This is a genomic window from Mycobacterium sp. AZCC_0083, assembly GCF_014202335.1.
GTDB lineage: Bacteria > Actinomycetota > Actinomycetes > Mycobacteriales > Mycobacteriaceae > Mycobacterium.
Genome location: NZ_JACHGP010000012.1, coordinates 115,579 through 138,657 on the forward strand (window position 1 = coordinate 115,579; position 23,079 = coordinate 138,657).

At 68.1% G+C, this 23,079-nt stretch carries 18 protein-coding genes and 1 pseudogene; 6 read left to right on the top strand and 13 right to left on the bottom strand.

What is annotated here, in order from left to right; translation table 11 throughout:
* Nucleotides 1-184: 184 nt before the first annotated feature.
* Entirely contained in the window at nt 185-2,290 is a 2,106-nt protein-coding gene (locus tag HNP02_RS27895; protein ID WP_255507013.1) for an ATP-dependent DNA helicase UvrD2, read from the bottom strand.
* A gap of 119 nt (nt 2,291-2,409) precedes the next feature.
* Here HNP02_RS27895 and HNP02_RS27900 point away from each other — a divergent pair, with 119 nt between their 5' ends.
* On the top strand, nt 2,410-2,664 hold the full coding sequence (locus HNP02_RS27900) for a mycoredoxin (RefSeq protein ID WP_184443874.1): 255 nt from the start codon (nt 2,410-2,412) through the stop codon (nt 2,662-2,664).
* A gap of 18 nt (nt 2,665-2,682) precedes the next feature.
* Here the strand turns inward: HNP02_RS27900 and HNP02_RS27905 are convergent, their stop codons facing one another.
* From HNP02_RS27905 to HNP02_RS27940, 8 genes are read right to left on the bottom strand one after another with little or no spacing between them, the layout of a single operon-like run.
* Entirely contained in the window at nt 2,683-3,015 is a 333-nt protein-coding gene (locus HNP02_RS27905) for a ferredoxin family protein (protein WP_184443875.1), read from the bottom strand.
* Nucleotides 3,012-4,610, bottom strand: coding sequence for an FAD-binding protein (locus tag HNP02_RS27910; protein ID WP_309241713.1), 1,599 nt, complete (start codon nt 4,608-4,610; stop codon nt 3,012-3,014). Before HNP02_RS27910 ends, HNP02_RS27905 begins: the two co-directional genes overlap by 4 nt.
* 13 nt (nt 4,611-4,623) lie before the next feature.
* Entirely contained in the window at nt 4,624-5,433 is an 810-nt protein-coding gene (locus HNP02_RS27915) for an ABC transporter permease (RefSeq protein WP_184443876.1), read from the bottom strand.
* Nucleotides 5,430-6,215: an ABC transporter ATP-binding protein gene (locus HNP02_RS27920; RefSeq protein WP_309241714.1), complete on the bottom strand. Its 786-nt coding sequence runs from the start codon at nt 6,213-6,215 to the stop codon at nt 5,430-5,432. The genes HNP02_RS27915 and HNP02_RS27920 overlap by 4 nt, the downstream gene beginning before the upstream one ends.
* Nucleotides 6,212-7,558, bottom strand: coding sequence for an LLM class flavin-dependent oxidoreductase (locus HNP02_RS27925; protein WP_184443877.1), 1,347 nt, complete (start codon nt 7,556-7,558; stop codon nt 6,212-6,214). Before HNP02_RS27925 ends, HNP02_RS27920 begins: the two co-directional genes overlap by 4 nt.
* A gap of 31 nt (nt 7,559-7,589) precedes the next feature.
* Nucleotides 7,590-8,642, bottom strand: coding sequence for an ABC transporter substrate-binding protein (locus tag HNP02_RS27930; protein WP_184443878.1), 1,053 nt, complete (start codon nt 8,640-8,642; stop codon nt 7,590-7,592).
* Nucleotides 8,643-8,679: 37 nt separating this feature from the next.
* Nucleotides 8,680-9,411, bottom strand: a complete 732-nt coding sequence (locus tag HNP02_RS27935) for an ABC transporter ATP-binding protein (protein WP_184443879.1) — start codon at nt 9,409-9,411, stop codon at nt 8,680-8,682.
* A complete protein-coding gene (locus HNP02_RS27940) occupies nt 9,408-10,307 on the bottom strand; it encodes an ABC transporter permease (protein ID WP_184443880.1) in 900 nt (299 codons plus the stop codon). Before HNP02_RS27940 ends, HNP02_RS27935 begins: the two co-directional genes overlap by 4 nt.
* A gap of 436 nt (nt 10,308-10,743) precedes the next feature.
* On the opposite strand from HNP02_RS27940, the gene HNP02_RS43825 reads away from it, so the two are divergent.
* The 4 genes and pseudogenes from HNP02_RS43825 to HNP02_RS27960 form a co-directional block, all read left to right on the top strand.
* On the top strand, nt 10,744-11,415 hold the full coding sequence (locus tag HNP02_RS43825; protein ID WP_184443881.1) for a response regulator transcription factor: 672 nt from the start codon (nt 10,744-10,746) through the stop codon (nt 11,413-11,415).
* A 40-nt stretch (nt 11,416-11,455) separates the two neighbouring features.
* Nucleotides 11,456-11,866: a response regulator transcription factor gene (locus tag HNP02_RS27950; RefSeq protein ID WP_184443996.1), complete on the top strand. Its 411-nt coding sequence runs from the start codon at nt 11,456-11,458 to the stop codon at nt 11,864-11,866.
* Nucleotides 11,863-13,146: a sensor histidine kinase gene (locus HNP02_RS27955; RefSeq protein WP_255507015.1), complete on the top strand. Its 1,284-nt coding sequence runs from the start codon at nt 11,863-11,865 to the stop codon at nt 13,144-13,146. The genes HNP02_RS27950 and HNP02_RS27955 overlap by 4 nt, the downstream gene beginning before the upstream one ends.
* A 244-nt stretch (nt 13,147-13,390) precedes the next feature.
* Nucleotides 13,391-14,008 (top strand): annotated as a pseudogene (locus tag HNP02_RS27960) (adenylate/guanylate cyclase domain-containing protein); the annotation flags it as partial.
* A 69-nt stretch (nt 14,009-14,077) separates the two neighbouring features.
* On the opposite strand, the gene nudC reads toward HNP02_RS27960, so the two are convergent.
* Complete coding sequence (nudC, locus tag HNP02_RS27965; RefSeq protein WP_184443884.1) at nt 14,078-15,004, bottom strand: NAD(+) diphosphatase; 927 nt, start codon at nt 15,002-15,004, stop codon at nt 14,078-14,080.
* Between the two features lie 43 nt (nt 15,005-15,047).
* Entirely contained in the window at nt 15,048-16,127 is a 1,080-nt protein-coding gene (locus HNP02_RS27970) for a TrkA family potassium uptake protein (protein WP_184443885.1), read from the bottom strand.
* A 45-nt stretch (nt 16,128-16,172) separates the two neighbouring features.
* On the opposite strand from HNP02_RS27970, the gene HNP02_RS27975 reads away from it, so the two are divergent.
* A complete protein-coding gene (locus tag HNP02_RS27975) occupies nt 16,173-16,574 on the top strand; it encodes a hypothetical protein (protein ID WP_184443886.1) in 402 nt (133 codons plus the stop codon).
* On the opposite strand, the gene HNP02_RS27980 is transcribed toward HNP02_RS27975, so the two are convergent.
* Together HNP02_RS27980 and HNP02_RS27985 are read right to left on the bottom strand one after the other, a co-directional pair.
* Nucleotides 16,571-19,885, bottom strand: a complete 3,315-nt coding sequence (locus HNP02_RS27980) for an ATP-dependent DNA helicase (RefSeq protein ID WP_184443887.1) — start codon at nt 19,883-19,885, stop codon at nt 16,571-16,573. The two genes, HNP02_RS27975 and HNP02_RS27980, sit on opposite strands and share 4 nt — an antisense overlap.
* Nucleotides 19,882-23,031, bottom strand: coding sequence for an ATP-dependent DNA helicase (locus HNP02_RS27985; protein WP_184443888.1), 3,150 nt, complete (start codon nt 23,029-23,031; stop codon nt 19,882-19,884). Before HNP02_RS27985 ends, HNP02_RS27980 begins: the two co-directional genes overlap by 4 nt.
* Nucleotides 23,032-23,079 lie beyond the last annotated feature (48 nt).

Genomic DNA, 23,079 nt, shown 5'->3' on the forward strand with positions numbered 1-23,079 from the left:
TGCCGGCAACGCCGACGTTTACGCCTGAAAACGTTTTGACATTCACCATGATGTTGGCCCCTCCTTTCTGTCTGCTGGGACGCCCCGCAGGGCGTATCTGAGGTTAGACGTTATCACCCAAAACTGACAAGCGATTTTCTGACCTGCGGGTTTGGCAATATTTTTGTGATTCTTGGCAGTTTCGCTATCGGTTGCGGACCAGCTCGAGAACGTCGGGTCCGAACTGCTCCAGCTTGCGTGCGCCGATGCCGGGGATCGCGACCAGAGCGGCGTCGTCTCCAGGCAGCGTCTCGGCGATCGCGATCAAGGTGTTGTCGGTGAACACGACATAGGCGGGCACGCTCATCTCCTTGGCTGTGCGCAGCCGCCATTCCTTGAGTTCGGCCAGCAATTCCTCGTCGATGTCCGACGGGCACGTCTCACACCGGCGCAGCATGACGGCGGTGGGTGTGGTCAGTGCCCCGTTGCACACCCGGCATCGCGGGGTGGGCCCACGTTGCTTGCGGGGCCGGTTGGGGGTGCTGTCGTTGCTCGCCTGCGGGACGATGCCGTTGAGGAAACGCGATGGCCGCCTACCCTGCCGCCCGCCCGGCGCCCGCGCCAGCGCCCAGCTGAGCGCCAAATGGATTCGCGCCCTGGTGATTCCGACGTAGAGCAGCCGACGTTCCTCTTCGACCGGTTCGCTCTCCGGGCCGTGCGTGAGCGCATGGGAGATGGGTAGCGTGCCGTCGGCAAGGCCGACCAGGAACACCGCGTCCCACTCCAGTCCCTTGGCCGCGTGCAGGGAGGCCAGCGTGACGCCCTGCACCACCGGTGGGTGGCGTGCGTCGGCTCGCTGGCGCAATTCGGCCACCAGCGCGCGCAGGTCCAGTGCCGGCCGCGCGGCGACCTCCTCGACGACCAGTTCGACCAACGCGGCGAGGGCCTCCCAACGCTCCCTGGCCTTGGTACCGGTCGGCGACTCGGCGGTCAGACCCAGTGGCTCGAGCAGTTCGCGGACCAGCGGCGGCAATTCCTGCCCGTCCGCTGCGCCACGCTCGGCCGCGCGTTGCAGAGCCAGCAGTGCCTGCCGGATCTCCTGGCGGCTGAAGAAGCCCTCCCCGCCGCGCACCTGAAACGCGATGCCCGCCCCGGTGAGCGCCTCTTCGTAGACCTCGGATTGGGCGTTGATGCGGTAGAGCACCGCGATCTCCGATGGGGCGGTGCCTGCGTCGATGAGCCGTTTGATGGATTTGGCGACGGCGGTGGCCTCGGCGACCTCGTCGGAATGCTCGCTGAACGTCGGCACCGGCCCGGCGTCACGCTGGCCGATGAGGTGCAGCCTGCTGCCGGCCATCCGGCCGCGGGCGCCTGCGATGACCCGGTTCGCCAGCGACACCACCTGCGGCGTTGACCGGTAGTCGCGTTCCAGCCGGACCACCGCCGCCTCCGGGAACCGCCGGGAGAAGTCCAGCAGGTAGCCGGGGGTGGCACCGGTGAACGAGTAGATGGTCTGGTTGGCGTCACCGACGACGGTGAGGTCGTCGCGGTCGCCGAGCCAGGCGTCGAGCACGCGCTGCTGCAGGGGCGTGACGTCCTGGTACTCGTCGATGACGAAACACCGGTAGCGGTCCCGGAACTCCTGCGCGACGGCGACGTCGTTCTCGATCGCCGCGGCCGTGTGCAGCAGCAGGTCGTCGAAGTCCAGTAGCGTGGTGCCGTCGCGGCGGGCCTTGAGCTCCTCGTATCCGGCGTACACCGCGGCGATCCTTGCGGCGTCGAACGGAATGTCGCGGCCCACCTCGGCGACCGCAGCAGGGTAGGTCTCGGGGCTGATCAACGACGACTTCGCCCATTCGATCTCACCTGCGAGGTCACGCACGTCCTCCGTGCTGGTCGACATCTTGGCTCGGTTGGCGGCCTGCGCCACCACGCCGAACTTGCTGTCGAGCAGCTCCCATCCCGTGTCGCCGACCAGACGTGGCCAGAAGTACTGCAGCTGCCTGCGTGCCGCGGCGTGAAACGTCACGGCCTGCACCCCGGCGGCCCCCGCCCCGGATTCGGCGTCGAGGGACCGCAACCGGGCCCGCATCTCCCCCGCCGCCCGCGAGGTGAACGTCACCGCCAGCACCTGACCTGGCGAGACGTGACCGGCGGATACCAGGTAGGCGATGCGTCGGGTGATGGTGCGGGTCTTGCCGGTGCCCGCGCCGGCCAGTACGCAGACCGGTCCACGGGGCGCCTGCACCGCCTCGCGTTGTTCGTCGTCGAGGTCGTTCAGGAGTGTGGCGTCGGGAGCCTCGAGCGGCATGGCGTCCATCTTGGCAGGGCCCGGCGACAATTGCCGCCGGGGCACCCGCTGTCTTGCTCCTCGCGTCCGCGACGGTCGTGTCTGGGCATGAACGCAGGTTCGACTATGTTGACTGTCTTATGAGTGCTGCGGGATCGCCCACGTTGACCATGTACACCACGTCGTGGTGTGGCTTCTGCGCCCAGCTGAAACGCGGGCTGAAGTCCGAGGGGATCACCTGGACCGAGATCGACATCGAAGCCGAGCCGTCGGCGGCCGAGTTCGTGATGTCGGTCAACCGCGGGAACCAGACCGTGCCGACGGTGAAGTTCGCCGACGGATCGACGCTCACCAACCCGAGCGCCCGCGAGGTCAAGGCCAAGCTACGCCGCTAACCGGGCGCTGCGTCGTCGTCAATCCGGATAGTCCGGTCCAACGGCGGTGCGGGCGCCTAGTGCGCGCCCGCTTCCCCAGCCCAGTTCACGCCGGTAGCTCCCGAGCACGCCGGCGGTGGCCAGCCCCGCGGCGTCGCGAAATCCGGAATCGGCGGCCGCGGGCGTCGCCAGTGGCGCGACGAACAGCGCGTCGGTCGGGCAGTACGCCTCGCACTGAAAACAAGTCTGACAGCTCGAATGCCTGGCGATCACCGGGATTCCGTCCGGACCGCGATCGAACACCCTGGTGGGGCACACGTCGATGCAGCGGTCGCACGCGATGCAGCGGTCCGACGCGACGATCTCGATCACGCGGCGTGCCCGCCGACCAGCGCCGGGCTCGGCGACTCCGGTCGGCTCCACAGCTCGTCGAGTCCCCCGGTCACCAGCCGGCGGCGCTGCTCAGGATCCTGCGCAGGGTAGTCGGCCCGCTTGTGCATGCCGCGGCTCTCCGTACGGGCCAGCGCGGCGTGGTACATCCATCGGCCGTGAGCGACCATCGCTGCTGCTTCCCGTGCTCTGAAGACGTCCTCGCCGTCCGCGCCGAGACCCGACCTCACCTCAGACCACGTGTCGTGCAACGAGTTCAGGGCCGGCGTAAGTCGGTCACCGTGCCGCAGGTAGTTCAGTTCGTAGGGCAACACTTGCCGTTGGACCGCGGCGACCACGTCGCGGTGCCCGAGATCGACCGTGCCGGTCGGACGAATACCTGCTCCTCCGACAGAACGCAGTCCGGCGCCGACACGTCCGCGCTGGGTCGCGAAGCGTGCAGCGCCCTGCCCCGCCCAACTACCCGACGACGCCGCCCACGCCGCGTTGTGGCTGCCGCCGCCGGTGAAACCACCGCAAATCAGCTCGCGGGTCGCCGTATCGCCCGCCGCGTAGAGTCCGGGAACGTCGGTGCCGCAGGCGTAGTCGGCGATCCGCACCCCGCCCGTACCACGCACGGTTCCCTCCGCCAGAAGCGTGATTTCGAAGAAGTCGGTGAACGGGTCGATGCCCAACCGGTCGAACACCAGGAAGAAGTTCGGCTGGCCCCGACGCATGGCGACTTGCTCGGCTTCGGTCGCGCGGTCCAGCCGTGCGAAGACCGGCTCGGACAGCAGCGTCTTGGCGATCACCGACCGGCCACCGTAGTTGGCCGCGCCCTCGAGCACCGTCCCGTCCTCGCGGTAGAAGCTCGCCCACGAGTAATAGGCGGTCTTGGTCAGCGAAGTGCCCTTGGGCGCAATGGCATACGCACTCGAGAACTCCATGCCCGACAGCACCGCGCCCGCCTCCACCGCCATGAGTGCGCCGTCACCGGTGTTGACGTCACAGCCAAGGGTCTTGGACTGGAACGCGCAGCCCCCGGCGGCCAGCACCACGGCCGCGGCCTCGATCCGCACCGTGCGGCCCGATGCGCGGTCCAGTGCCACCGCACCCGACACCACCCCGTCGTCGTCGACGAGGAGTTCCAGTGCAGGGGTGTGGTCGAGGATGCGAACGCCGAGGCGTTGCACCCTGGTGCGCTGCCTGCGCATGTACTCGGGGCCCTGGAGGTCGTTGCGGATCGGCTGGCCGTTGATGTCGACCGGGAACGGGTAGCGCTGCACCTCGCCGAGTTCGTGCATCCTGGCGTGGGTTTCGTCGAGCACGCGCGTCATCCACTCGCGCTCGGCGAGGTGACCGCCAAGGGCCTCGCGGCTGGCCATCGCCGCCTCACGCTGTTCTGGCACGTCGTCGACGTACCAGATCCCGGTACCGACCGAGGCGGTGGCGCCACTGGCGCCGGTGTACCCCTTGTCGGCCAGCACCACGTCGACGCCGGCCTGCGCCGCCTTGATGGCGGCCCACGTGCCCGCAGGGCCGCCGCCGATCACCAGCACGTCGGTGGACAGCGTCTCGATGGCTTCAGCGTTCGTCACAGCACTCCTTGTTCTAGACCTTGAGGTGGTTCCTGCCGAAGATGACCGCCGACCACACCGACAGCGCCGCCGCCAGCCCCCACACCACGGCCAATGCCGAAACGGCGTTCGTGTCACCGCTTCCCAGCAAGCCGATGCGTACGACCTGCACCAGCCAGAAGACCGGGTTGATCTGGCTGACGACCGCCCATACGGGTGGCAGCTGATGGACGGAGTAGAAGATGCCGCCGAGGAATCCGAGCGGCAGCAAGATGATCGACTCCATCGAGTACACGTGGTCGAGGGACTTCGCCAGACTGCCTGCGATCACACCCGTCTGCGCCGCCACCACCAGCACGCCGAGAGTGCCAAACAGGAACACGAAGGGCCGGGCCACGCCACCGTGGGTCAGCGGCATGCCGATCACGAGGACACCGGCACCCACGATCAGTCCACGCGCGATGCCACCGGTCACCAGGGCCGCGTTGATCTCCCACCATCGCAGTGGACTGGCGAACACGTCGTGGATGTACCTGTCGCGGCGGGCTTCGAACAGGCTCGTCGTCCCGTTGAAGAATCCGACGTTCACGATCGCCTGGGCGAGCAGGCCGGGGAGGATGAACTGGCCGTAGGGCACGCCGTCCGTCGAGTCGACGTGACGGCCCAGTACCGATCCGAAGACGATGACGAACAGGATGGTCGACAGTACGGGGCCGACGATCGAGTACTGCCAGATGTTCAAGAACCGCAACACCTCCCGCTCGGCAAGCCAGAGGAACGGTGCACGCTCCGAGCGGAACGGCTCGTCGTACGGCCTGATCGTCTGAGCCTCTGCGCCGCTCACGGGGTGACCTCCGCAGCGATGACCCTCGCGTAGACCTCGGAGATGTCACGTGCCTCGTATCGGTCACGCAGGGATGCCGCCGACCCTCGGTCCATGATCCGGCCCGCCCGGATGACCGCGATCTCGTCGCAGAGCGCTTCGGCTTCCTCCAGGTAGTGCGTGGTCAGCAGGATCGTCGTGCCTGCGGCGTTGAGCCTGGAGATGAATCCCCATATCTCGGCACGTAATTCGACGTCGACGCCCGCCGTCGGTTCGTCGAGGATCAACAGGCGCGGTTGATGCATCAGGGCGCGTGCGATGACGAGGCGGCGTTGCATGCCACCGGACAGCTCGTAGGCGCGGCCGTCGGCCTTGCTCTCGAGGCGGAACAGCGCGAGCAGCTCGTCGGCGCGGCGCACGGCGGTCTTGCGTCCGATGCCGTGGTAGCCGGCGTGGTAGATCAGGAGCTGTCGGACCGACAGGAAGCGATCGACGTTGATCTCCTGCTCGGCAAGACCGATGAGTCGCCGGGCCTCCCTGGTCCGATAGTCGTGCCCGAAGACGGTCAGCGCACCCGATGTCGGCTTGACGATGTTGCACACCGAACCGATGAGGGTGGTCTTGCCTGCCCCGTTGGGCCCGAGCAGACCGAAGAATGCGCCGTCGTCGAGTTGCAGATCGAGGTCGGGTACCGCGACGAAGCCGTCGGCATAGACCTTGCGGAGCCCCTTGATGGACAGGGCAGGCGGAACGTTGGCGCTGCCGGCCGGTGAGGCCGACACGCCAGGATCAGAAAGTGTCACACCGCAGAGTGTGCATCGTCGGTCTGGAACTGATTCGCCGGGATCGGAAGGCCGTAGTGGTCGCGCAGGGTGGTGCCGCGGTAGTCCTCGCGGAACAGCCCCTTGCCCCGCAGGATGGGCAGCACGTGCTCGATGAACGTCTCGAGAGACGACGGCAGCGCAGGCGCCATGATGTTGAAACCGTCGGCGGCGCCGCCCTCGAACCACGCGATGATCGTGTCGGCGATCTGCTCCGGAGTGCCGACGAACGTGAAGTGCCCGCGACCGCCGCCAAGGCGCGAAAGGACCTCCCGGACCGTGAGATCCTCCCGCTGGGCCATCTCGATGATGAGGTCCGAGCGGCTCTGCGTGCCTTGCAGTTTGGGCCGAGCCAGGATGGAGGCGGGCAACGGCTCGTCGAGGTCGAACGCCGACGTGTCGGTCTCGAAGATGTTCGCCAGTTGCCACAGGCCGTATTCCGGCACTCGAAGGTCGTCGAAGGTCTTCGCCAGCTCCTGGGCCTCGGCCTCCGTCGAGCCGATGAACGGCACGATGCCGGGCAGCACCAGCACGGCCTCTGGGTTGCGGCCCGCCGCCCTCGTCCGTGCCTTGATGTCGCCGTAGAAGTCGGCGGCGCGCTCGTAGGTCTGGTGGGCGGTGAAGATGGCCTCGGCATGTCGGGCCGCGAAGTCCTTGCCGTCCTCCGAGGATCCGGCTTGCACCAGCAGCGGGTATCCCTGGGGCGGCCGTTCGACGTTGAGGGCTCCCGCTACCTTGAAGTGGCTGCCGGCGTGCCCGATGGCGTGCAGACGTTTCGGATCGGCGTAGCGGCCCGAAACCTTGTCGGCAAGAACGGCTTCGCTCTCCCAGCTGTCCCACAACGCCTTGGCGACGTGGAGGAACTCGTTGGCGCGTACGTAGCGCACCGCGTGGTCGGGCCGATCGTCGAGGCCGAAGTTGGCGGCTTCGTCGGCACCCGCCGACGTCACGATGTTCCATCCGGCCCGGCCACCGCTGACGTGATCGACCGATGCGAGCCTGCGCGCCAGGTTGTAGGGCTCGTTGTAGGTCGACGACACGGTTGCGATCAGCCCGATGCGGCTGGTGTGCTGCGCCAGAGCGGTCAGCAGGGTCAGTGGTTCGAGCTGTCCCGGCGGACGGAACTCACCGTCGCCGGTGAGCGCGGGCCCGTCGGCGAGGAACAGCGAGTCGAACTTGGCCGCCTCCGCCAACTGCGCCAACGCAATCCAGTGCGCCAGGTCGAAGTCGGCACGCGGGTTGCTCTCCGGCAGCCGCCATGCCGCCTCGTGGTGGCCGGCCTCCATGAGGAAGGCATTGAGGTGCAGCTCCCGCTGTCCGCTCATCAGAACGCTCTCTTCGTCGCGCAAGCGCTCATTAGGGCGCCTTCGAGCTGTCGAAGCCGTCGGGAAGGAGGTTGTCGGAGATGGTGTTGACGTCGACCTTCGTCGTGATCTCGCCAGCCTCGAAGAAGGCGTCACTGAGGGCCTGCTCGGCCTTGAGGTCTTCGGGGAGGAACTGGGTGATCTTGAACGGGTAGGCGTCCACGGTGGTCCTGGCATCCTCGATGGGAACACCTGTTTCCTTCGCGATGGCCTTGGCGTACTGATCGGGATTCTGCTGGGCCCAATTGAATTCGCGACCGATGCGGGTGAGTACGTCGGCAAGGGCGGCGCGCCGGACCGGGTCGTTCAGCGACTTGTCGCTCGCCACGTAGTAGTTGTTGACCTGGTCGATCGGCGGGAGCCCCTTGGCGACGATCCGGGCGCCGTCCTTCACCGCGAGCGCGGACTGCGGGTTCCAGATGGACCAGGCGTCCACCTTGCCGGTATTGAACGCCGTGCCGCCTGCCGCGGGGCTGAGGTAGACCAGCTGAACGTCCTTGGGCGTGAGGCCCACGCTCTTGAGCGCGAGCAGCGCCAGGCCGTGGGCGGAGCTGCCCTGTGGGATGGCGATCCGCTTGCCCTTGAGGTCGGCCAGGGTCTGGATCGGTGAATCCTTTGGCACGATGATGTTCTCGGCGGCCTTGGTGGGATCAGAGCCGCGCTGCACGGCCACGATCTTGAAGCCGAACTGCTTTGCCGCCCCGGTGATCGGCGGGACGTCGCCCACCGAGCCGAGGTCGATGTCACCGGTGGCAGCGGCCTGCACCAGAGGTGGACCGTAGTCGAACCGGGCGAACTTGACCTTGTACGGCGCGTCGTCGAACACGCCCGTGACCTTCGCCAGCTCCTCGCTGCCGTCACCGCCGTTGTCGCCGATGGTGAACGTGTACTGACTCCACTCCGGATGGCTGCCGCTGCCGGCTGAGCCGCTCAACGGCCCCAGCGAGGATTGCGGGGCCGTCGCCGAGGAGCCGCAGCCGGAAAGAGCGGTGGCCAGCGTGAGCACGACGGCTGCACCGACGATTCGGAAAGACTTGTGGGACATGGGTTCTCCTGTGTATTTCTGGGTGATACGAAACGTTTTAGTGCTGGCTGGCCAGGCCGAGGTCTGCCAGCAGGGCCGCCCGGATTTCCTCACGGGCCACGCTCGCCTCCCTGGCGCTGGCCGACAGCTGTACCTGGTGGGCGTTGCCGATGCGCCCGTTGCTCATGACGACGATGCGGTCGGCAAGGGCGATCGCTTCATCGACGTCGTGGGTGACGAGCAGCATGGAGGCGTGATGCTTGCGGCGCAGTTCGCGAACCAGATCGTGCATCCGCACCCGGGTGATCGCGTCCAGCGATGCGAACGGCTCGTCGAGCAGGATCAGCTCTGGTTCGGAGACCAGCGCACGGGCGAGCGCGACGCGCTGGGCCTCGCCACCCGAAAGCTGCTTGGGCCAAGCGTTCTCGCGGCCGGCCAGATTGACCTCGCCGAGCGCCTCACGCGCCCGCTGATCGGCGTCCGGGCCTCGCAGGCCCAACGTGACGTTGCGAAGAACGCGCTGCCAGGGAAGCAGACGGTCGGCCTGGAACACGATTGCCCGCTTCGCAGGAACCTCGATGCGGCCGCCATCCGGTTTGTCCAACCCGGCAAGCAGTCGCAGCAGGGTGCTCTTTCCGCAGCCCGACGGACCAAGAAGGACGACGAGTTCCTCGTCTCCGATCGTCAGATCGAGATGGTCGAGCACCACCCGGTCACCGAACGTACGGACGACCTGTTCAACGAGCACACCGGTCTGCTGACGGGGTGCGGCCGCTACGGCGCCGCTCACGTCGCCTCATAACTGGGCCGCCACCGCAACAGCACCCGCTCGAGGCTGCGGACGAGCTGGTCGGCGACAAGACCAAGGATCGAATAGATCACCAAGCCCACGAAGACCTTGTTGGTCTGTAGATACGTCTGAGCCTGCGTAATGAGGAAGCCGAGCCCCGCATCGGCGTTGACGGTCTCGGCCGCGACCAGGCCAAGGATGCTGTAGGCCAGCGAGAAGCGCAGACCGACCAGGAAACCCGGAAGTGCACCTGGCACCAGCACCCGGGTGACCACGCGCCACGAGCCAGCACCGGTGGTGCGGGCCATCTCGATCAGGCGCTGGTCGACACCACGGATCGCCGCGAAGAGGTTCAGGTACATCGGCACGCCTGCGCCGAAGGCGATCAGCAGAATCTTCGTCAGCTCGTCGATGCCGAACCACACGACCATCAGCGGTAGCACCGCGAGCAGCGGGATGGTGTTCAGGATCTGCGCGAGGCCGTTGAACAGGTACTCACCACTGCGAAGGAATCCGCCGAGCACGCCGGTCACGATGCCGACACTCAACCCGAGCAGCAGGCCAATCCCCGCCCGCTGCAACGAGATCGCCAGATCAGGACCCAGGACTCCGTCCTTCCAGAGGGTTATCGTCGTGCTGACGATGTCGCTCGGGGCCGGTGCATACGTGGGCTTCAAGACGCCGGTCTTGGCGAGGATCTCCCACACGATGAGGAGCACGACCGGCGTCGTGTAGATGCCCAGCGGCCAGCGAAGCCTGCGGCGCAACGTCCCGAGGACGGTCTGGCGCCGGACACTGCCGGGCAGGAAGACGTCGCGAGGCCGCGACGGCGCGGGTGCTGCGGGCGCAATTCCGGACGGGGCCCCCGGCTTCGGGGCGACGATGACGTTGGTCATGCCGCGCGCTTCCCGACCGGTGCCACTGGTGGCATGGATCGTGTTCGCGTCGATGGGCGTGCCTTGGGGGCGGGTGGTGTGAACACGGGCGTGCCTCCGGCCGGGCGCGCCGCGGATGGCAACCCGTTGCCGCCCTGCGATTCGCGTGGTCTTGATGTCCTGGTCACCATGCCGCAAACGCCGTCGCTTGAGCAGCCATCAAATCGGCGGGATTCTTTTTGCGCCGCTGAGGACGTCGCCGGCGACTACCGCTACTCGACCCGATTGGCCCGCGAATCGGAGGGCCGTCCCCTACTGTCCAGGTGATCGCTGTCCAACCGGACGTCGCGCTGTCGGAGTTGGGTCGATGGGCGATAATTCGAAAACTCGACACTGACGGCTTCCGGCAGCGATCGTGATTGGTGATCACGATCGATCGGGGAGGGACGGCGGCAACGTGGGTGATCGAATATCGATCGTCATTGCAGAGGATTCCCTGCTGGTGCGGGATAGCGTCAGCCGGGCGTTGTCGACCAACCCCGACGTAACCGTCGTCGGTGTCGCCGAGGACTACGACTCAGCGGTCGAGCTCGTGGAACAGCATCGACCGACGATTCTGGTCACCGACGTTCGCATGCCACCCACGTCGACCGATGAAGGGATTCGACTGGCACGGTGGATGCGGACGGCGCATCCGGCCGTCGGCGTGATCGTGTTGTCGAACTACGCCGAGCCGAGCTACGCCGCGGGGCTGTTGGAGGGCGGTACGGCGGGCCGGGGATATCTCTTGAAGGAACGGATATCGCATTTCGACGAGCTCGCCGAGGCCGTTCGCCAGGTGGCGAGCGGTGGGACGGTGCTCGATCCTCTGGTAGTTGAGGCGCTGCTCGCTCAACCTCGTTCCGTCGCGACTCTGAGCCGGTTGACCCCCAGGGAACGCGAGGTGCTCAGCGAACTGGCAACCGGCTTCAGCAATCGAACGGTTGCGCAGCGGCTGGTGTTGTCTCAGCGGGCGGTGGAAAAGCACATCAATTCGATCTTCGCCAAACTCGAGTTGACCGTTGACGACGCTGTTGATCGGCGAGTCAAAGCTGTGCTGATGTTCCTCGACAACCACGGATCGGCTTGATCGTGTCGATTGATCGGCTGCAAATGGTGGTGTGTACACCATGGTGCGCGGCAAACATGCCTGGCACGCTGGCCCGGTGGCGGACGAGAGCGTGCGGGTCTGGGTTGTCGACGACCAGGCCGGTTTCCGGCGGGCTACCGCCGCCACCCTCGATGCGATGGATGATTTCGTGATGGCCGGCGAATGCGAGACCGGTGAATCAGCGGTCGAACTCATTCGGGACGGCGACGCGGACATCGTGTTGATGGACATCCACATGCCGGGAATGGGAGGGATCGAAGCGGCCCGGCAAATCCATGCTGCGCGACCGGATTTGATGGTTGTGCTGATGTCGACTTACGACCTCGAGGACATTTCTGCTGCTGCCGCGGACTGCGGTGCCGCCGCATACTTGCACAAGGAACGTCTGAGCCCCGATCTGCTGAGTCGGATATGGCGAGCAGCGAGATGAAGCCGCCGCCGGCCGGCGCAGCGATGCCCAGCTGGCGCGCACCGCAAGTGCTGCTGACCGCGGCGGTGCGCTCGTCGTCGTTGCTGGGCCACGACCTGATCAACCGCTTCAGGGCCGAGCGTTATGAGCTGTTCCTCAGCGGGCATTTCGCTCTGTGGGCGAGCGCCGGCGTCGTACTGCCACTGCTGGAGTACGTGTTCTGGTACCGAACGCCCTATGTGCTGCTGTTCGCTGCGGTCGGCGCCCCACAATGTGTTGCGTTGGCGATCGGGCTGCGTCTGGCTCGGCTCGGTAGATATTCGCAGTCGATCAGCTTGGTCTGCATCACGAACTGGATTAGCGCTGTCCTCGTGACGGTTGTAAACCCCAACTTCCTGGCCGTGATGGCGCTGGTTGCCATTGTCCCAGTTGTCTTCGCGGAGCCCTACATTCGCTGGCAACGGGGGCTGGCCTTCACTGTTATCACCGCGGTCTGCGTGCTAGCGATGGCTTTGCTGACGCGCTTCCTGCCGATTCCAGACGTGGTCCAACACGGGCCTCGCTGGCTCGAGACCCTCGTCATCGTTGTGGGCGTGCCGTTCAATGCTTTTCACCTCTTGGTGATCGTATGGAACAACGCCGCGGCGCTGAGGACGTCTGAAGGACAGCTCGCCGACCGCGCCGCCGAACTGGGGGCCTCCCGCACCCGGTTGACCACCGCTGCCGACGAAGAACGGCGCCGCCTCGAACGTGATCTGCACGACGGCGCCCAGCAACACCTCGTCGCGTTGTCGGTGCTCATTGGACTCGCCCGCAACGCCGAGCACGACCGATATCAGGCACTGCTGATGGAGGCATCCGACCTGGTAGAGGCATCTATCGTCGAGATTCGGAGGCTCGCCCACGGTATCTATCCCCCGCTGCTGGTCAGTGGCGGGCTTTCCGAGGCCTTGCCGACGCTGGCCGCGCGCGCGGCGGTCCCTGTGCACCTCGACCTACAGGGCCTGGGCCGTTATCCCACTTCGACCGAAGCAGCTCTGTATTACTGCTGCAGCGAGGCGCTGCAGAATGCCGCCAAACACGGCGGACCCGATACCGCGGTCACGGTCACGGCACACGCCAACGACCAGATGCTCAACCTCGCGATCAGCGACACCGGCCGAGGATTCGATCCCGCGACGATCGGCCATGGGCTGATCAATATGACCGACCGCCTTTCAGCGATCGGTGGCGCCCTCGTGATCGACACGGCGCCCGGACGCGGCACCCGCATCACCGCCGCCGTTGACACCTCGGTCTGATCCTCGGGGGTGTACACACCACTGCCAATCGTGTTGCACACACGGTGGCCACGCGTGTCTCGACGCAACAAAATGGATCTCGTCATCGAAAATCAGTCCTTTGCAGGGCTTTTCGAAATCGGGGGATCGCATGTCGCTAATCATCCGCCCACCGTCGCCGGCATCAGAGCTAGAAGGACAGAGCCCGCCGCCACGACACAATCCGTCGCCGAACAACTTTCACGATCGTACCGCGGACCAGACGTTGCCGACGGGGACCGTGACGCTGCTGCTGGCCGACATCGAGGGTTCCACCCGGCTGTGGGAAACCCAGCCTGACGAGATGGCGGCTGCGTTGGCCACACTGGATCGCAGGCTCGCCGAACTCGTCCACGTCAACAACGGCGTGTGCCCGATCGAGCAAGGTGAGGGAGACAGCTTCGTGGTGGCGTTCACCCGCGCTGGCGATGCGGTGGCGTGTGCGTTGGCCCTACAACGGGCTGCTCTGGCACCCATCCGCCTGCGGATCGGTTTGCATACCGGCGAAGTTCAGTTGCGCGATGAGGGCAAGTACATGGGGCCAACGATCAACCGCGCAGCGCGATTGCGCGAGCTCGGGCACGGAGGCCAAACCCTACTGTCCGGCACGACAAGTGATGTCGTTCGCGAGTTACTGCCTGAGAAAGCGTGGTTGACCGATCTCGGCTGCTGCGTGCTTCGCGACCTATCCCGCCCCGAGCGGCCGGCTCAGCTATGCCATCCCGACCTGCACAACCATTTCCCGCCGCTGCGAACCCGCCGAACCAAATTCTGCCACCAGCAGCCCGGACGACGCACCATCTTCGTCGGCCGCGTCAACGAGCTCGCCCAAGTCCGGCGACTCTGGAGGTCAGCCCTGACTGCAGCGCATGCAGGTCCAGATTGAGAGACTCCCCCGACAGAGGTCCTGGCTCTAGTCCAGCGCCGCCCATGACTCGATGATCTCCCTGGCAATCGAGATCGAGCCGGGCAGCAGCAGCCGCGACGGCGAATCGCTGCTCCAGTCGCCGTCCTCGAGGGCAGCGCGCACCTGGTCCCTGGTGAACCAATCCGCCTCGGCGATCTCGCCGTCGTTGAACGCGAACTCCTGCTCGGGGTCGGCGATGGCATGGAAGCCCACCATCAGCGAGCGCGGGAACGGCCACGGTTGACTGCCCAGATAGCGGACGTCGGACACGGTCAGTCCGACCTCTTCGTTGATCTCGCGCGCCACACACGCCTCGAACGACTCGCCCGCCTCCACGAATCCGGCGAGCAGCGAGAAGAGCCGCTCCGGCCACACCGTCTGGCGGGCCAGCACGCAGCGGTCGTGCCCGTCGTGCACCAGGCAGATGATCGCCGGGTCGATCCGCGGGAACTCCTCGTGACCGTTGGTGGGGTTGACGCGCGACCATCCGGCCTTGACCGCCCGTGTCGGGGAGCCGTCGGCTGCGCTAAACCGCGCGCCGTCATGCCAATTCAGCAGTGCGGTGGCCGTCGCCACCAGTTGTGCGCTGACGTCGTCGAAGATGGCACCGGCCCTGCGCAGGTCGAGCACCTCGGATTCGGCGTGCGGATCCTCTGGGCCCTCCAGCGCGCTACGTATCCCCCACACGTGCCTGCCGTCCTCGAGCCTGCCGAGGAACACCGCGTTGTCCGCAGGAGTCTTGGACAGCTTCGACGCGGCGCCGAGCACCACCTTGCCGCCGGAGATCAGCACCTGGTTGCGGTGGTCGACCCGAAGCACCAACGCGTCCGCCCAGCCCGCAACGGCGGCATCGACGTCGGTACGCAGTACGTCCGCGCGATCGGCGCCCACCCGCGACAGCAGAGGGACGTTGCGGAGCTGAAAGTCGGTCACGGCACCACTATTCCCCGCGTGGCTGCGCCTCTACCCACCGGTACTACCGGTCGGCGTTCGCGCTGCGGATGTACAGCACCCGGTCGCCCAGTTCCACCGCATCCACCTCGGGTTGGTCCACGCGCAGCAGCTTGCCGTTGCGGACCACGCCGAGCACGATGTCGGCCAGGTGCCTTGGCGATCCGCCGACCTCGGTCGTCTCGACCGGGCGCTCGGCAATCGCGAAACCCGCATCGGGCGTGAGCAGGTCCTCCATCACCTCGACGACGGACGGGGTCTGGGTGGCGATGCCGAGCAGCCGTCCCGCGGTCTCGGAGGTGACGACGGTGGTGTCGGCACCGGACTGCCGCAGCAGGTGCTGGTTCTCGGCCTCCCTGACCGCAGCGATGATCTTGGCGTTGGGCGCGAGTTCGCGTGCGGTGAGGGTGACCAGCACGGCGGTGTCGTCGCGGTTGGTCGCGACGATGATCGACTTGGCGTGCTGCGCGCTGGCCAGCCGCAGCACCTCCGAGTCGGTGGCATTGCCGCGGACCGTCACCAGCCCGGCGCTCTTGGCCCGCTCGAGCGCGGCGGGGTTCTCGTCGACGACGACGATCTGGCCTGCCGCGACGTCGTCACCGATCATCGCGGCGACCGCCGTCCTGCCCTTGGTGCCGTAGCCGACGACGACGGTGTGATTGCGCACGGACTTCCTCCAACGCTGAATGTCGAACGCCTGGCGCGACTGGGTGGTCAGCGTCTCGACCGTGGTACCGATCAACACGATCAGGAACGCGATGCGCAGCGGCGTGACCACCAGGACGTTGATCAGCCTCGCCGACGGGGTGAACGGGGTGATGTCGCCATAGCCGGTCGTCGACAACGACACGGTTGCGTAGTACAGGCAGTCCAGGAACGACAACTCGTTGTCCTGGACGTCGCGGTAGCCGCCGCGGTCCAAGTACACGATGAAGACCGCCAGGAACAGCGCTGCCAGCGCGTACACGACGCGCATCAGAATCCTGCGGGTCGGGCTGACGAACGGCTTGGGGATGTTCAGGATGCCGACCAGGTCGGCGTCCGGCCGGGAGGTCAGGTTCTGATCGATGGCCTCGAGCTGCCGACGCAACCTACCCCTGCCCACGAGGGCCCATCATCCGCCGGAGGCGCAGCACAGCACAATGTAACCATGACCTCCGTCACCCCATCAGTCGACAGTCCGCCCAGCCAGGTCCCCGCCCAACGGATGGGCGTCATGTTGGTCGGCATGGGCGTTCTGCACTTCGCGGCGCCGAAGCCGTTCGACTCGATCGTTCCCGCCGAATTGCCAGGCAATGCGCGGTTGTACACCTTGGCCTCGGGTGTCGCGGAGGCGGCGACCGGCGCGCTGCTACTGGTCCCCCGCACCCGGCGGATCGGTGCCCTGGCGGCCGTCGCGCTGTTCATCGGCGTCTTCCCGGCGAACGTCAACCAGGTCCGGCTGTGGTGGGGCAAGGGCTGGCCCCTCCGTATCGGTTCGCTCGCCCGGTTGCCGCTGCAGGTGCCGATGATCACCTCGGCGCTCAAGATCCGCCGCAACGCGCCTCGTTAGGCGGCGTCCAACAGCGCGGCCAGTTCACCGGCGCCCGGCAGCTCGTCGGGCGCGACCGTGACACCGCTGCGCACGTAGTGGAAGGCCGCCCGCACCGACGACACCGGAACACGTCGCATCGCGGCCCACGCCAGCCGGTACACGGCGAGCTGAATTGCATTCTGCCGCAACGCCTCGGGCGTATCGGGCGCTTCACCGGTCTTCCAGTCGACGACGGTGACGCCGCCGTCGTCGTCAGCGAAAACGGCGTCGATGCGGCCGCGCACCACGGTGTCGCCCAGCACCATGTCGAACGGCGTCTCCACGTCGACCGGTGTGCGGGTCGCCCACCGTGACAGCGCGAACGCGGCCTGCAACTCGGCAAGGTCGTCGTCCTCTGCGCGACCGAAATCACCGTCGACCGCCCCTGGCAGGTCATCGAGGTCGAACAACCGCTCGGCGTGATAGAAGCGCTGCACCCAGGCGTGGAACGCCGTGCCCAGCGACGCGTGGGGGTCGGGACGGGCGGGCATCCTGCGTTGCAGCCGCTGAGCCGCACCCCCGGGATCGCGACCGATGTCCACCAACGCACTCACCGATAGCTGAGCGGGCAGCGCGACGGGCAGGCGTTGCACCGCACGCTCGCGTTCGGCCAGCAGGGCGTCGACGTCAGCCGCCCAACCATCCACGTCGCCTGAATCGGCGGTATCGGGGGCGCCGTCCTTTCCCCGGTCGCTTCGCTCGCCCCGATCCTTTCCCCCGTCGCTTCGCTCGCCCCGATCACCGATCACCGACGCCACCAGCTCGGCACCCCGATCCAGGTCGACCCTGGCCGCGGCCGCCGGATCGGCCGGCCACGACCGCTCGGTCACCGATTCCTGCAGCGGATTCCGGTCGCCATCGGCAGGGGCGGGCGCCCACTCGTCGACGACACCGCAGGGATCGCCCTCGGCCGCCGACTGCTCGATCACGTCACGGATCTCGACGAGGAAATCCGATGGTCCCCTCGGCTTGAGCTCGGTGGCACCCCAGTGGTGGCCCGTCAGCAGCAGCGTGTCCTCGGCACGGGTGAGCGCCACGTACAGCAGGCGGCGCTCCTCGTCGACGCGGCGTTGGTCGAGGCGACGCTTGTGTTCGGTGATCTTGTCCGACAACGCCTTGCGGTCGTTGACATCACTGGTGTCGAGAACCGGCACGCCGTGTTCCGATACCGTCGCGCGGTCACCGCGCAGCAGCGGCGGCAGGTCGGCCGGGTCCGACAACCAGGTCCGTGGCGACGCGGTCGACGGGAACACCCGAGCGCTCAGGTGCGGCACGGCGACGACCTGCCATTCCAGTCCCTTCGCCGCGTGCACCGTCAGGATCTGCACCCGATCGTGCGCGACGCTGAGCTCGGCGGGCGCCAGGCCGTTCTCCACGTCCATCGCGGCATCGAGGTAGCTCAGCAGACCGGACACCGAAGCCCCTGGCCGGGCGGCGAAGTCGGCCACCACGTCGGTGAAGGCGTCGAGGTGCTCCGTGCCGCTCCACCCTGCCGAAACCATCCGCGCCGCACGCACTTCTGCGTCGACGCCGAGCATGCGCCGCACCTCGGCGACGACGTCGGGCAGCGGATGGTGCAGCTGAGCGCGCAGCAGCGTCAGCTCGCGGCCCAGCGCCACGATGCGACGGTGCCCCTCTTGCGAGTACCGGTCCGTCGGTCCCGGGTGCCCAATCGCATCGGCCAGGCACGCGGAGTCTGCATCCGGCCCCGCGGCGGCCACGATCTCGGCGGCGGACGCGCGGTCGGCGGCCCGCCCGGAGGCGTCGAGTTCCACGGCACGCCGCCACAGCGCGGTGACGTCGGCCGCGCCGAGCCGCCAGCGCGGCCCGGTCAGCACCCGCATCGCGGCGGCCCCCGCGGTGGGGTCGGCGGCCAGCCGCAACATCGCCACCACGTCGGCGACCTCCGAGATGGCCAGCAGGCCGGACAGCCCGACGACCTCGACGGGCACACCGCGCGCAGTCAGTGCGTCGGCGATCGGCGCGGCGTCGGCGTTGCGGCGCACCAGCACCGCTGCCGTGGGCACCGCCGCCCCGGCATCACGGGCACCGTGGTAGATCCTGGCCAATTCGTCTGCTACCCAGATTCTTTCGCGTGCCACGTCGGCCAGCAGCGCGCACCGGATGGTGCCGGGTTGAGCGTCGGGGCGGGGCAGCAGTTCACGCACTGCCACCGACCGGCGGCGTGCCTCTGTCGACACCGCGTTGGCCAGCCGCAGCGCGCGGGGCGGGTTGCGCCAGCTGGTGCGCAGTTCCAGGGTCGGCGCAGGCGTGCCATCCGCATGGCAGAAGTCCGTGGTGAACCGCGGCAGATTCGTCGCCGATGCGCCCCGCCAACCGTAGATCGACTGAATGGGGTCGCCGACGGCGGTCAACGCAAGGTCGTCATCGACTCCCCCGCCGAACAGCGACGACAAGGCGATCCGCTGGGCGTGGCCGGTGTCCTGGTACTCGTCGAGCAGCACCACCCGGTAACGCGCCCGCAGCTCCGCACCCACCTGCGGGAAGGCGGCAGCCAGGCGGGCCGCCGCGGACATCTGCATGCCGAAGTCCATGACGTTCTCGGCCCGCATCCTGGCGTGCAGCGCGTCGACCAACGGGACCAGTTCGGCACGCTCGGTCTGGGTGGCCAGCATCTTGAGCAGCGACTGGTTCGGCCCGCCGTCGCGTTGCCGCGGCCCGGCAGGCAGGGTGTGCACCAACCGCTCGAGTTCGAGGTGGGTGTCGCGGACCTGACCGGTGTCGACGAGGTGTTCGGCGAGCTGCCCGGCCAGGCGCAACACCATCGCGGTCACCGCGGCAGGCGACTTCTCGGTGTCCAGCGGGCCCGGGTGCTCGCACACCACGCGATACGCCAGCTGCCACAGCTCGGTCTCGCTGATCAGCCGGGCCGACGGCTCCACCGGCAGCAGCAGACCGTGCTCGCGCAGCAGGGTGCCCGCGAAGGCGTGATAGGTCGCCACCGTCGCCTGTTCGTCGGCGGCGTCGCCCTGGCCCCCGGGAATGAGGCCCGCACCGGCGAGCCGCGCCAGCCGGGTCCTGACCCGGCGCAGCAGTTGGCCCGACGCCTTGCGGGTGAAGGTCAGCCCGAGCACCTCGCTCGGACGGGCGTGGCCGTTGGCCACCAGCCACACCACCCGCGCGGCCATCGTCTCGGTCTTGCCCGCCCCCGCCCCCGCGATCACCACCAGTGGCCCCGGCGGCGCCTCGATGACCGCGGCCTGTTCCTCGGTCGGCGCGAAGATGCCGAGCGCATCGGCGAGTTCGACCGGACCGTAACGGGCGGTCATGCTCGTCCCCCGATCGCGGCCTGTGCCGGGCAGATCGCCCGCACCGGGCAGTGCGCACACCCGTCGTTGATGCGTGCCACGAACTCGGGCCCCTGCGTGGCGGCGGCGGCGTCGCGCACGGACTCCCGCAGGGCTTCCCGACCCTCGGCGGTCATCGGGTCCTGGTCACGTTCGCATGCCCCGGTCGAACCGACCTTGCCGAGATACACCAGGCGGCCCCCGCCGGCCTGATCACCGTGCGGCAGAAGACCTTCGGTGATGGCCAGCTGATAAGCCGCCAACTGGGCGTGCCGTTGGGCGTCATCCTTGGTGACCGGGGTCTTGCCGGTCTTGACGTCGACGACGACCAGCCGGCCCTCGGCGTCGCGCTCCAACCGGTCGACCCGGCCGCGCACCCGCACCCCCGGCCGCAAGCCTTCGGCAGGCTCCACGATGCCGTCCACGTCGATCTCGGTACCGACCTCGGTGAACTCCCTGCGCGTCCCGGCCCGCCACTGCGCGAACGTCGACAGCATCGTGCGGTGGCGCTGCAACTCATTGTCGGAGTGCCACTGCGAGTCGAACGGCAGCTCCGCCCAATGCCGTTCGAGCTCGGCGATCATCTGCTCCTCGCCCATGGTGGGGTCGGCGACCAGCGCATGGATCAGCGACCCCAGCGCCGAACGGACGTCGCGTCCGTCGGCTCCGCCATGGCGCTCCAGCAGCCAGCGCAGTGGGCAGTCGGTCAGCGTCTGCAGCCGCGACGGCGACAGCGTCACGACGTGGCCCTCGCCCGACCACAACGGGTCGTCGGTGGACAACGGCGTCGTGCCGTACCACTGCTCCGGGTCGGCACCGGGCACGCCTGCCACCGCCAAGCGTGCCAATTGTGCTGCTGCACAGGCACGCGACGCCTCGTCGACCGCCTCGGCAGGGGCGCACACCACCGCACGCAACCGTCCCACCAGCGCGGCGGGCGCCAACACCCGTGGCGCATGGACCGGGACGGGATCGGTCTCGGCGTCGCTGCCGGTGGCCAGGGCCGCGAGCTCGGCGCAGAACGGGGACGGCATCGCCGACTCGTCGCCCTCGTCACCGTCGACCGCCGTGACGACGACGTGCGAGCGGGCCCGTCCCAACGCCGCGACGAGCAGCCTGCGCTCCTCGGCAAGCAGCGGCGCCCTGGTCGACACCGACCGGGTCATCGGATCGGCGACGCCGTCGAGCACGTCGACCAGATGTTGCGTCGCGAGGATGCCGCCGCGTGGAACGGTGTTGGGCCACAACCCCTCCTGCAGCCCGGCGATCACCACGACCTCCCATTCACGACCAAGCGCGGCATGCGCGCTCAGCACCGCGACGGACTCCCCCGCCCGGCGGTCATCCCTGCCGATCACGGGCAGCGCCATCGCGCGCACGTGATCCACCAACCCCGTCAACGACGCACCCGCGGTACGCGTCACGTATTGCTCGGCGACGTCGAATAGCGCGGTCACCGCATCGAGGTCGCGGCCCGCCTGCACACCGCCCGACCCACCACGTTCGATCGCGGTCAGCCAGCGGCGTTGCAGGCCGCTCTGGTGCCACGCCTGCCACAGCGTGACCCGGGGATCCCGTTGGCGCGCTTCGCCACGACCGGCCGCGTCGAGCACCGTCGCGACCCCGCGCAACGGCCGGGCAAGTTGATCGGGCAGGTCGGGCAGTCCTCCTGGGATGCCCTCGAGCAATCCGACGAGCAGGTCGGCGAACTCGCGCGGCGGCTGGCTTCCGTCTGCCCTGCGCAGCGCGCGACGCAACTGCCGCAACGACACCGGGTCGACGCGTCCCATCGGCCCGGTCACCAGCGACGTCGCCCGGGCACCGTCGAGGCCGTGGATGGTGGCGTCCAGCACCGTCAACAACGCGGCCACGGCCGGGTGTTCTGCCAGGGCGGTCGTCGAGGGCTGATCCACCGGCACCCCCGAAGCGGCCAATGCGCGGGCCAGCGACGTTCCTGCGCGCGGCACCGACCGCACGATGACGGCCATCTCCGACCACGGCACGCCGTCGATCAGGTGTGCGCGGCGCAGCGCATCCGCGACCAGCGCCGACTCGGCGTGCGGCGACGCCGCGATCCGCACGCGAACCGAACCGTCCCGTGAATCGTCACCGGTGATTTCGCGGGCCGCGTCCGCACCGGAGAGCCGTCGCGCGATGCCGGTCACCGCGCGCGCCACGGCGGGTGCGCAGCGGTGCGACTCCGTCAAGACGACGGCAGGCGCCGCGTCGTCGCGCAACAGTTCGGGATCGGCGCCGCGGTAACCGAATACGGCCTGGTTGGGATCCCCTGCGATGACGCTGAGCTCCGCGCCTGCGGCCAGCACCCGGACCAGCCGGGCGGCCTGCGGATCGAGGTGTTGAGCATCGTCGACCAGCAGCAGCTGAATGCGTGCCCGCTCGGCGGCCAGCAGCTCCTGGTCCATGGCGAATGCGTCCAACGCGGCACCGACGAGTTCGGCAGCCCCGAGTGCGGGCACGGTCGCTTGCGGCGCCGCCATGCCGACCGCCGAGCGGAGCAGCATCACCTGCTCGTAGACCTGGGCGAACCGCCCTGCGGCCACCCACTCGGGGCGCTGGGCCCTCCGCCCGATGCGTTGCAGCTCAAGCGGATCGACTCCACGTTCAGCGCAGCGTGCCAGCAGGTCGCGCAGTTCGGTGGCGAACCCGACGGTCAGGAGTGCCGGCCGCAACTGTGCCGGCCAGCGGACCGACGCATCGTCACCGTCCTCGAAGTCACCGGCCAGCAGCTCGCGGATGATGCCGTCCTGCTCGGCGCTGGTGATCAGCCGCGGCGGCGGATCCCCGTTGCGTCGAGCCGCCTGACCGAGCACCGCGAAGGCGTACGAGTGCACCGTCCTGACCAGCGGCTCGCGCACGGCCACCGGCCCAGACGTGGCGTCGCCCAGAAGCGCCGACGTGACCGCCGCCCTTGCCTGCATGCCCAGCCTTGCCGAACCGGTCAGCAGCAGAACGGATTCGGGATCGCAGCCCGCGGCGATTCGGCCAGCAGCGATCCGGGTCAACAGCTGCGACTTGCCCGTTCCAGGACCGCCGAGCAGGCGCACGGTGCCGTGCAGACCAGGCTCGGTCAGCGCGGCGGGCGACAGGTCGACGTGCGAAGCGGGCATGACGACAGGACACCACGGGGGTCCGACAAATCAGCCCGACGCGCCTGC

Excerpts from the sequence above, each read along its gene's own strand:
- HNP02_RS27895 (WP_255507013.1), bottom strand. The coding sequence starts at position 2,290 with ATGCCGCTCGAGGCTCCCGACGCCACACTCCTGAACGACCTCGACGAC.
- HNP02_RS27900 (WP_184443874.1), top strand. The coding sequence starts at position 2,410 with ATGAGTGCTGCGGGATCGCCCACGTTGACCATGTACACCACGTCGTGG.
- HNP02_RS27925 (WP_184443877.1), bottom strand. The coding sequence starts at position 7,558 with ATGAGCGGACAGCGGGAGCTGCACCTCAATGCCTTCCTCATGGAGGCC.
- HNP02_RS27930 (WP_184443878.1), bottom strand. The coding sequence starts at position 8,642 with ATGTCCCACAAGTCTTTCCGAATCGTCGGTGCAGCCGTCGTGCTCACG.
- HNP02_RS27940 (WP_184443880.1), bottom strand. The coding sequence starts at position 10,307 with ATGACCAACGTCATCGTCGCCCCGAAGCCGGGGGCCCCGTCCGGAATT.
- HNP02_RS27950 (WP_184443996.1), top strand. The coding sequence starts at position 11,456 with ATGGTGCGCGGCAAACATGCCTGGCACGCTGGCCCGGTGGCGGACGAG.
- HNP02_RS27955 (WP_255507015.1), top strand. The coding sequence starts at position 11,863 with ATGAAGCCGCCGCCGGCCGGCGCAGCGATGCCCAGCTGGCGCGCACCG.
- HNP02_RS27975 (WP_184443886.1), top strand. The coding sequence starts at position 16,173 with ATGACCTCCGTCACCCCATCAGTCGACAGTCCGCCCAGCCAGGTCCCC.
- HNP02_RS27980 (WP_184443887.1), bottom strand. The coding sequence starts at position 19,885 with ATGACCGCCCGTTACGGTCCGGTCGAACTCGCCGATGCGCTCGGCATC.
- HNP02_RS27985 (WP_184443888.1), bottom strand. The coding sequence starts at position 23,031 with ATGCCCGCTTCGCACGTCGACCTGTCGCCCGCCGCGCTGACCGAGCCT.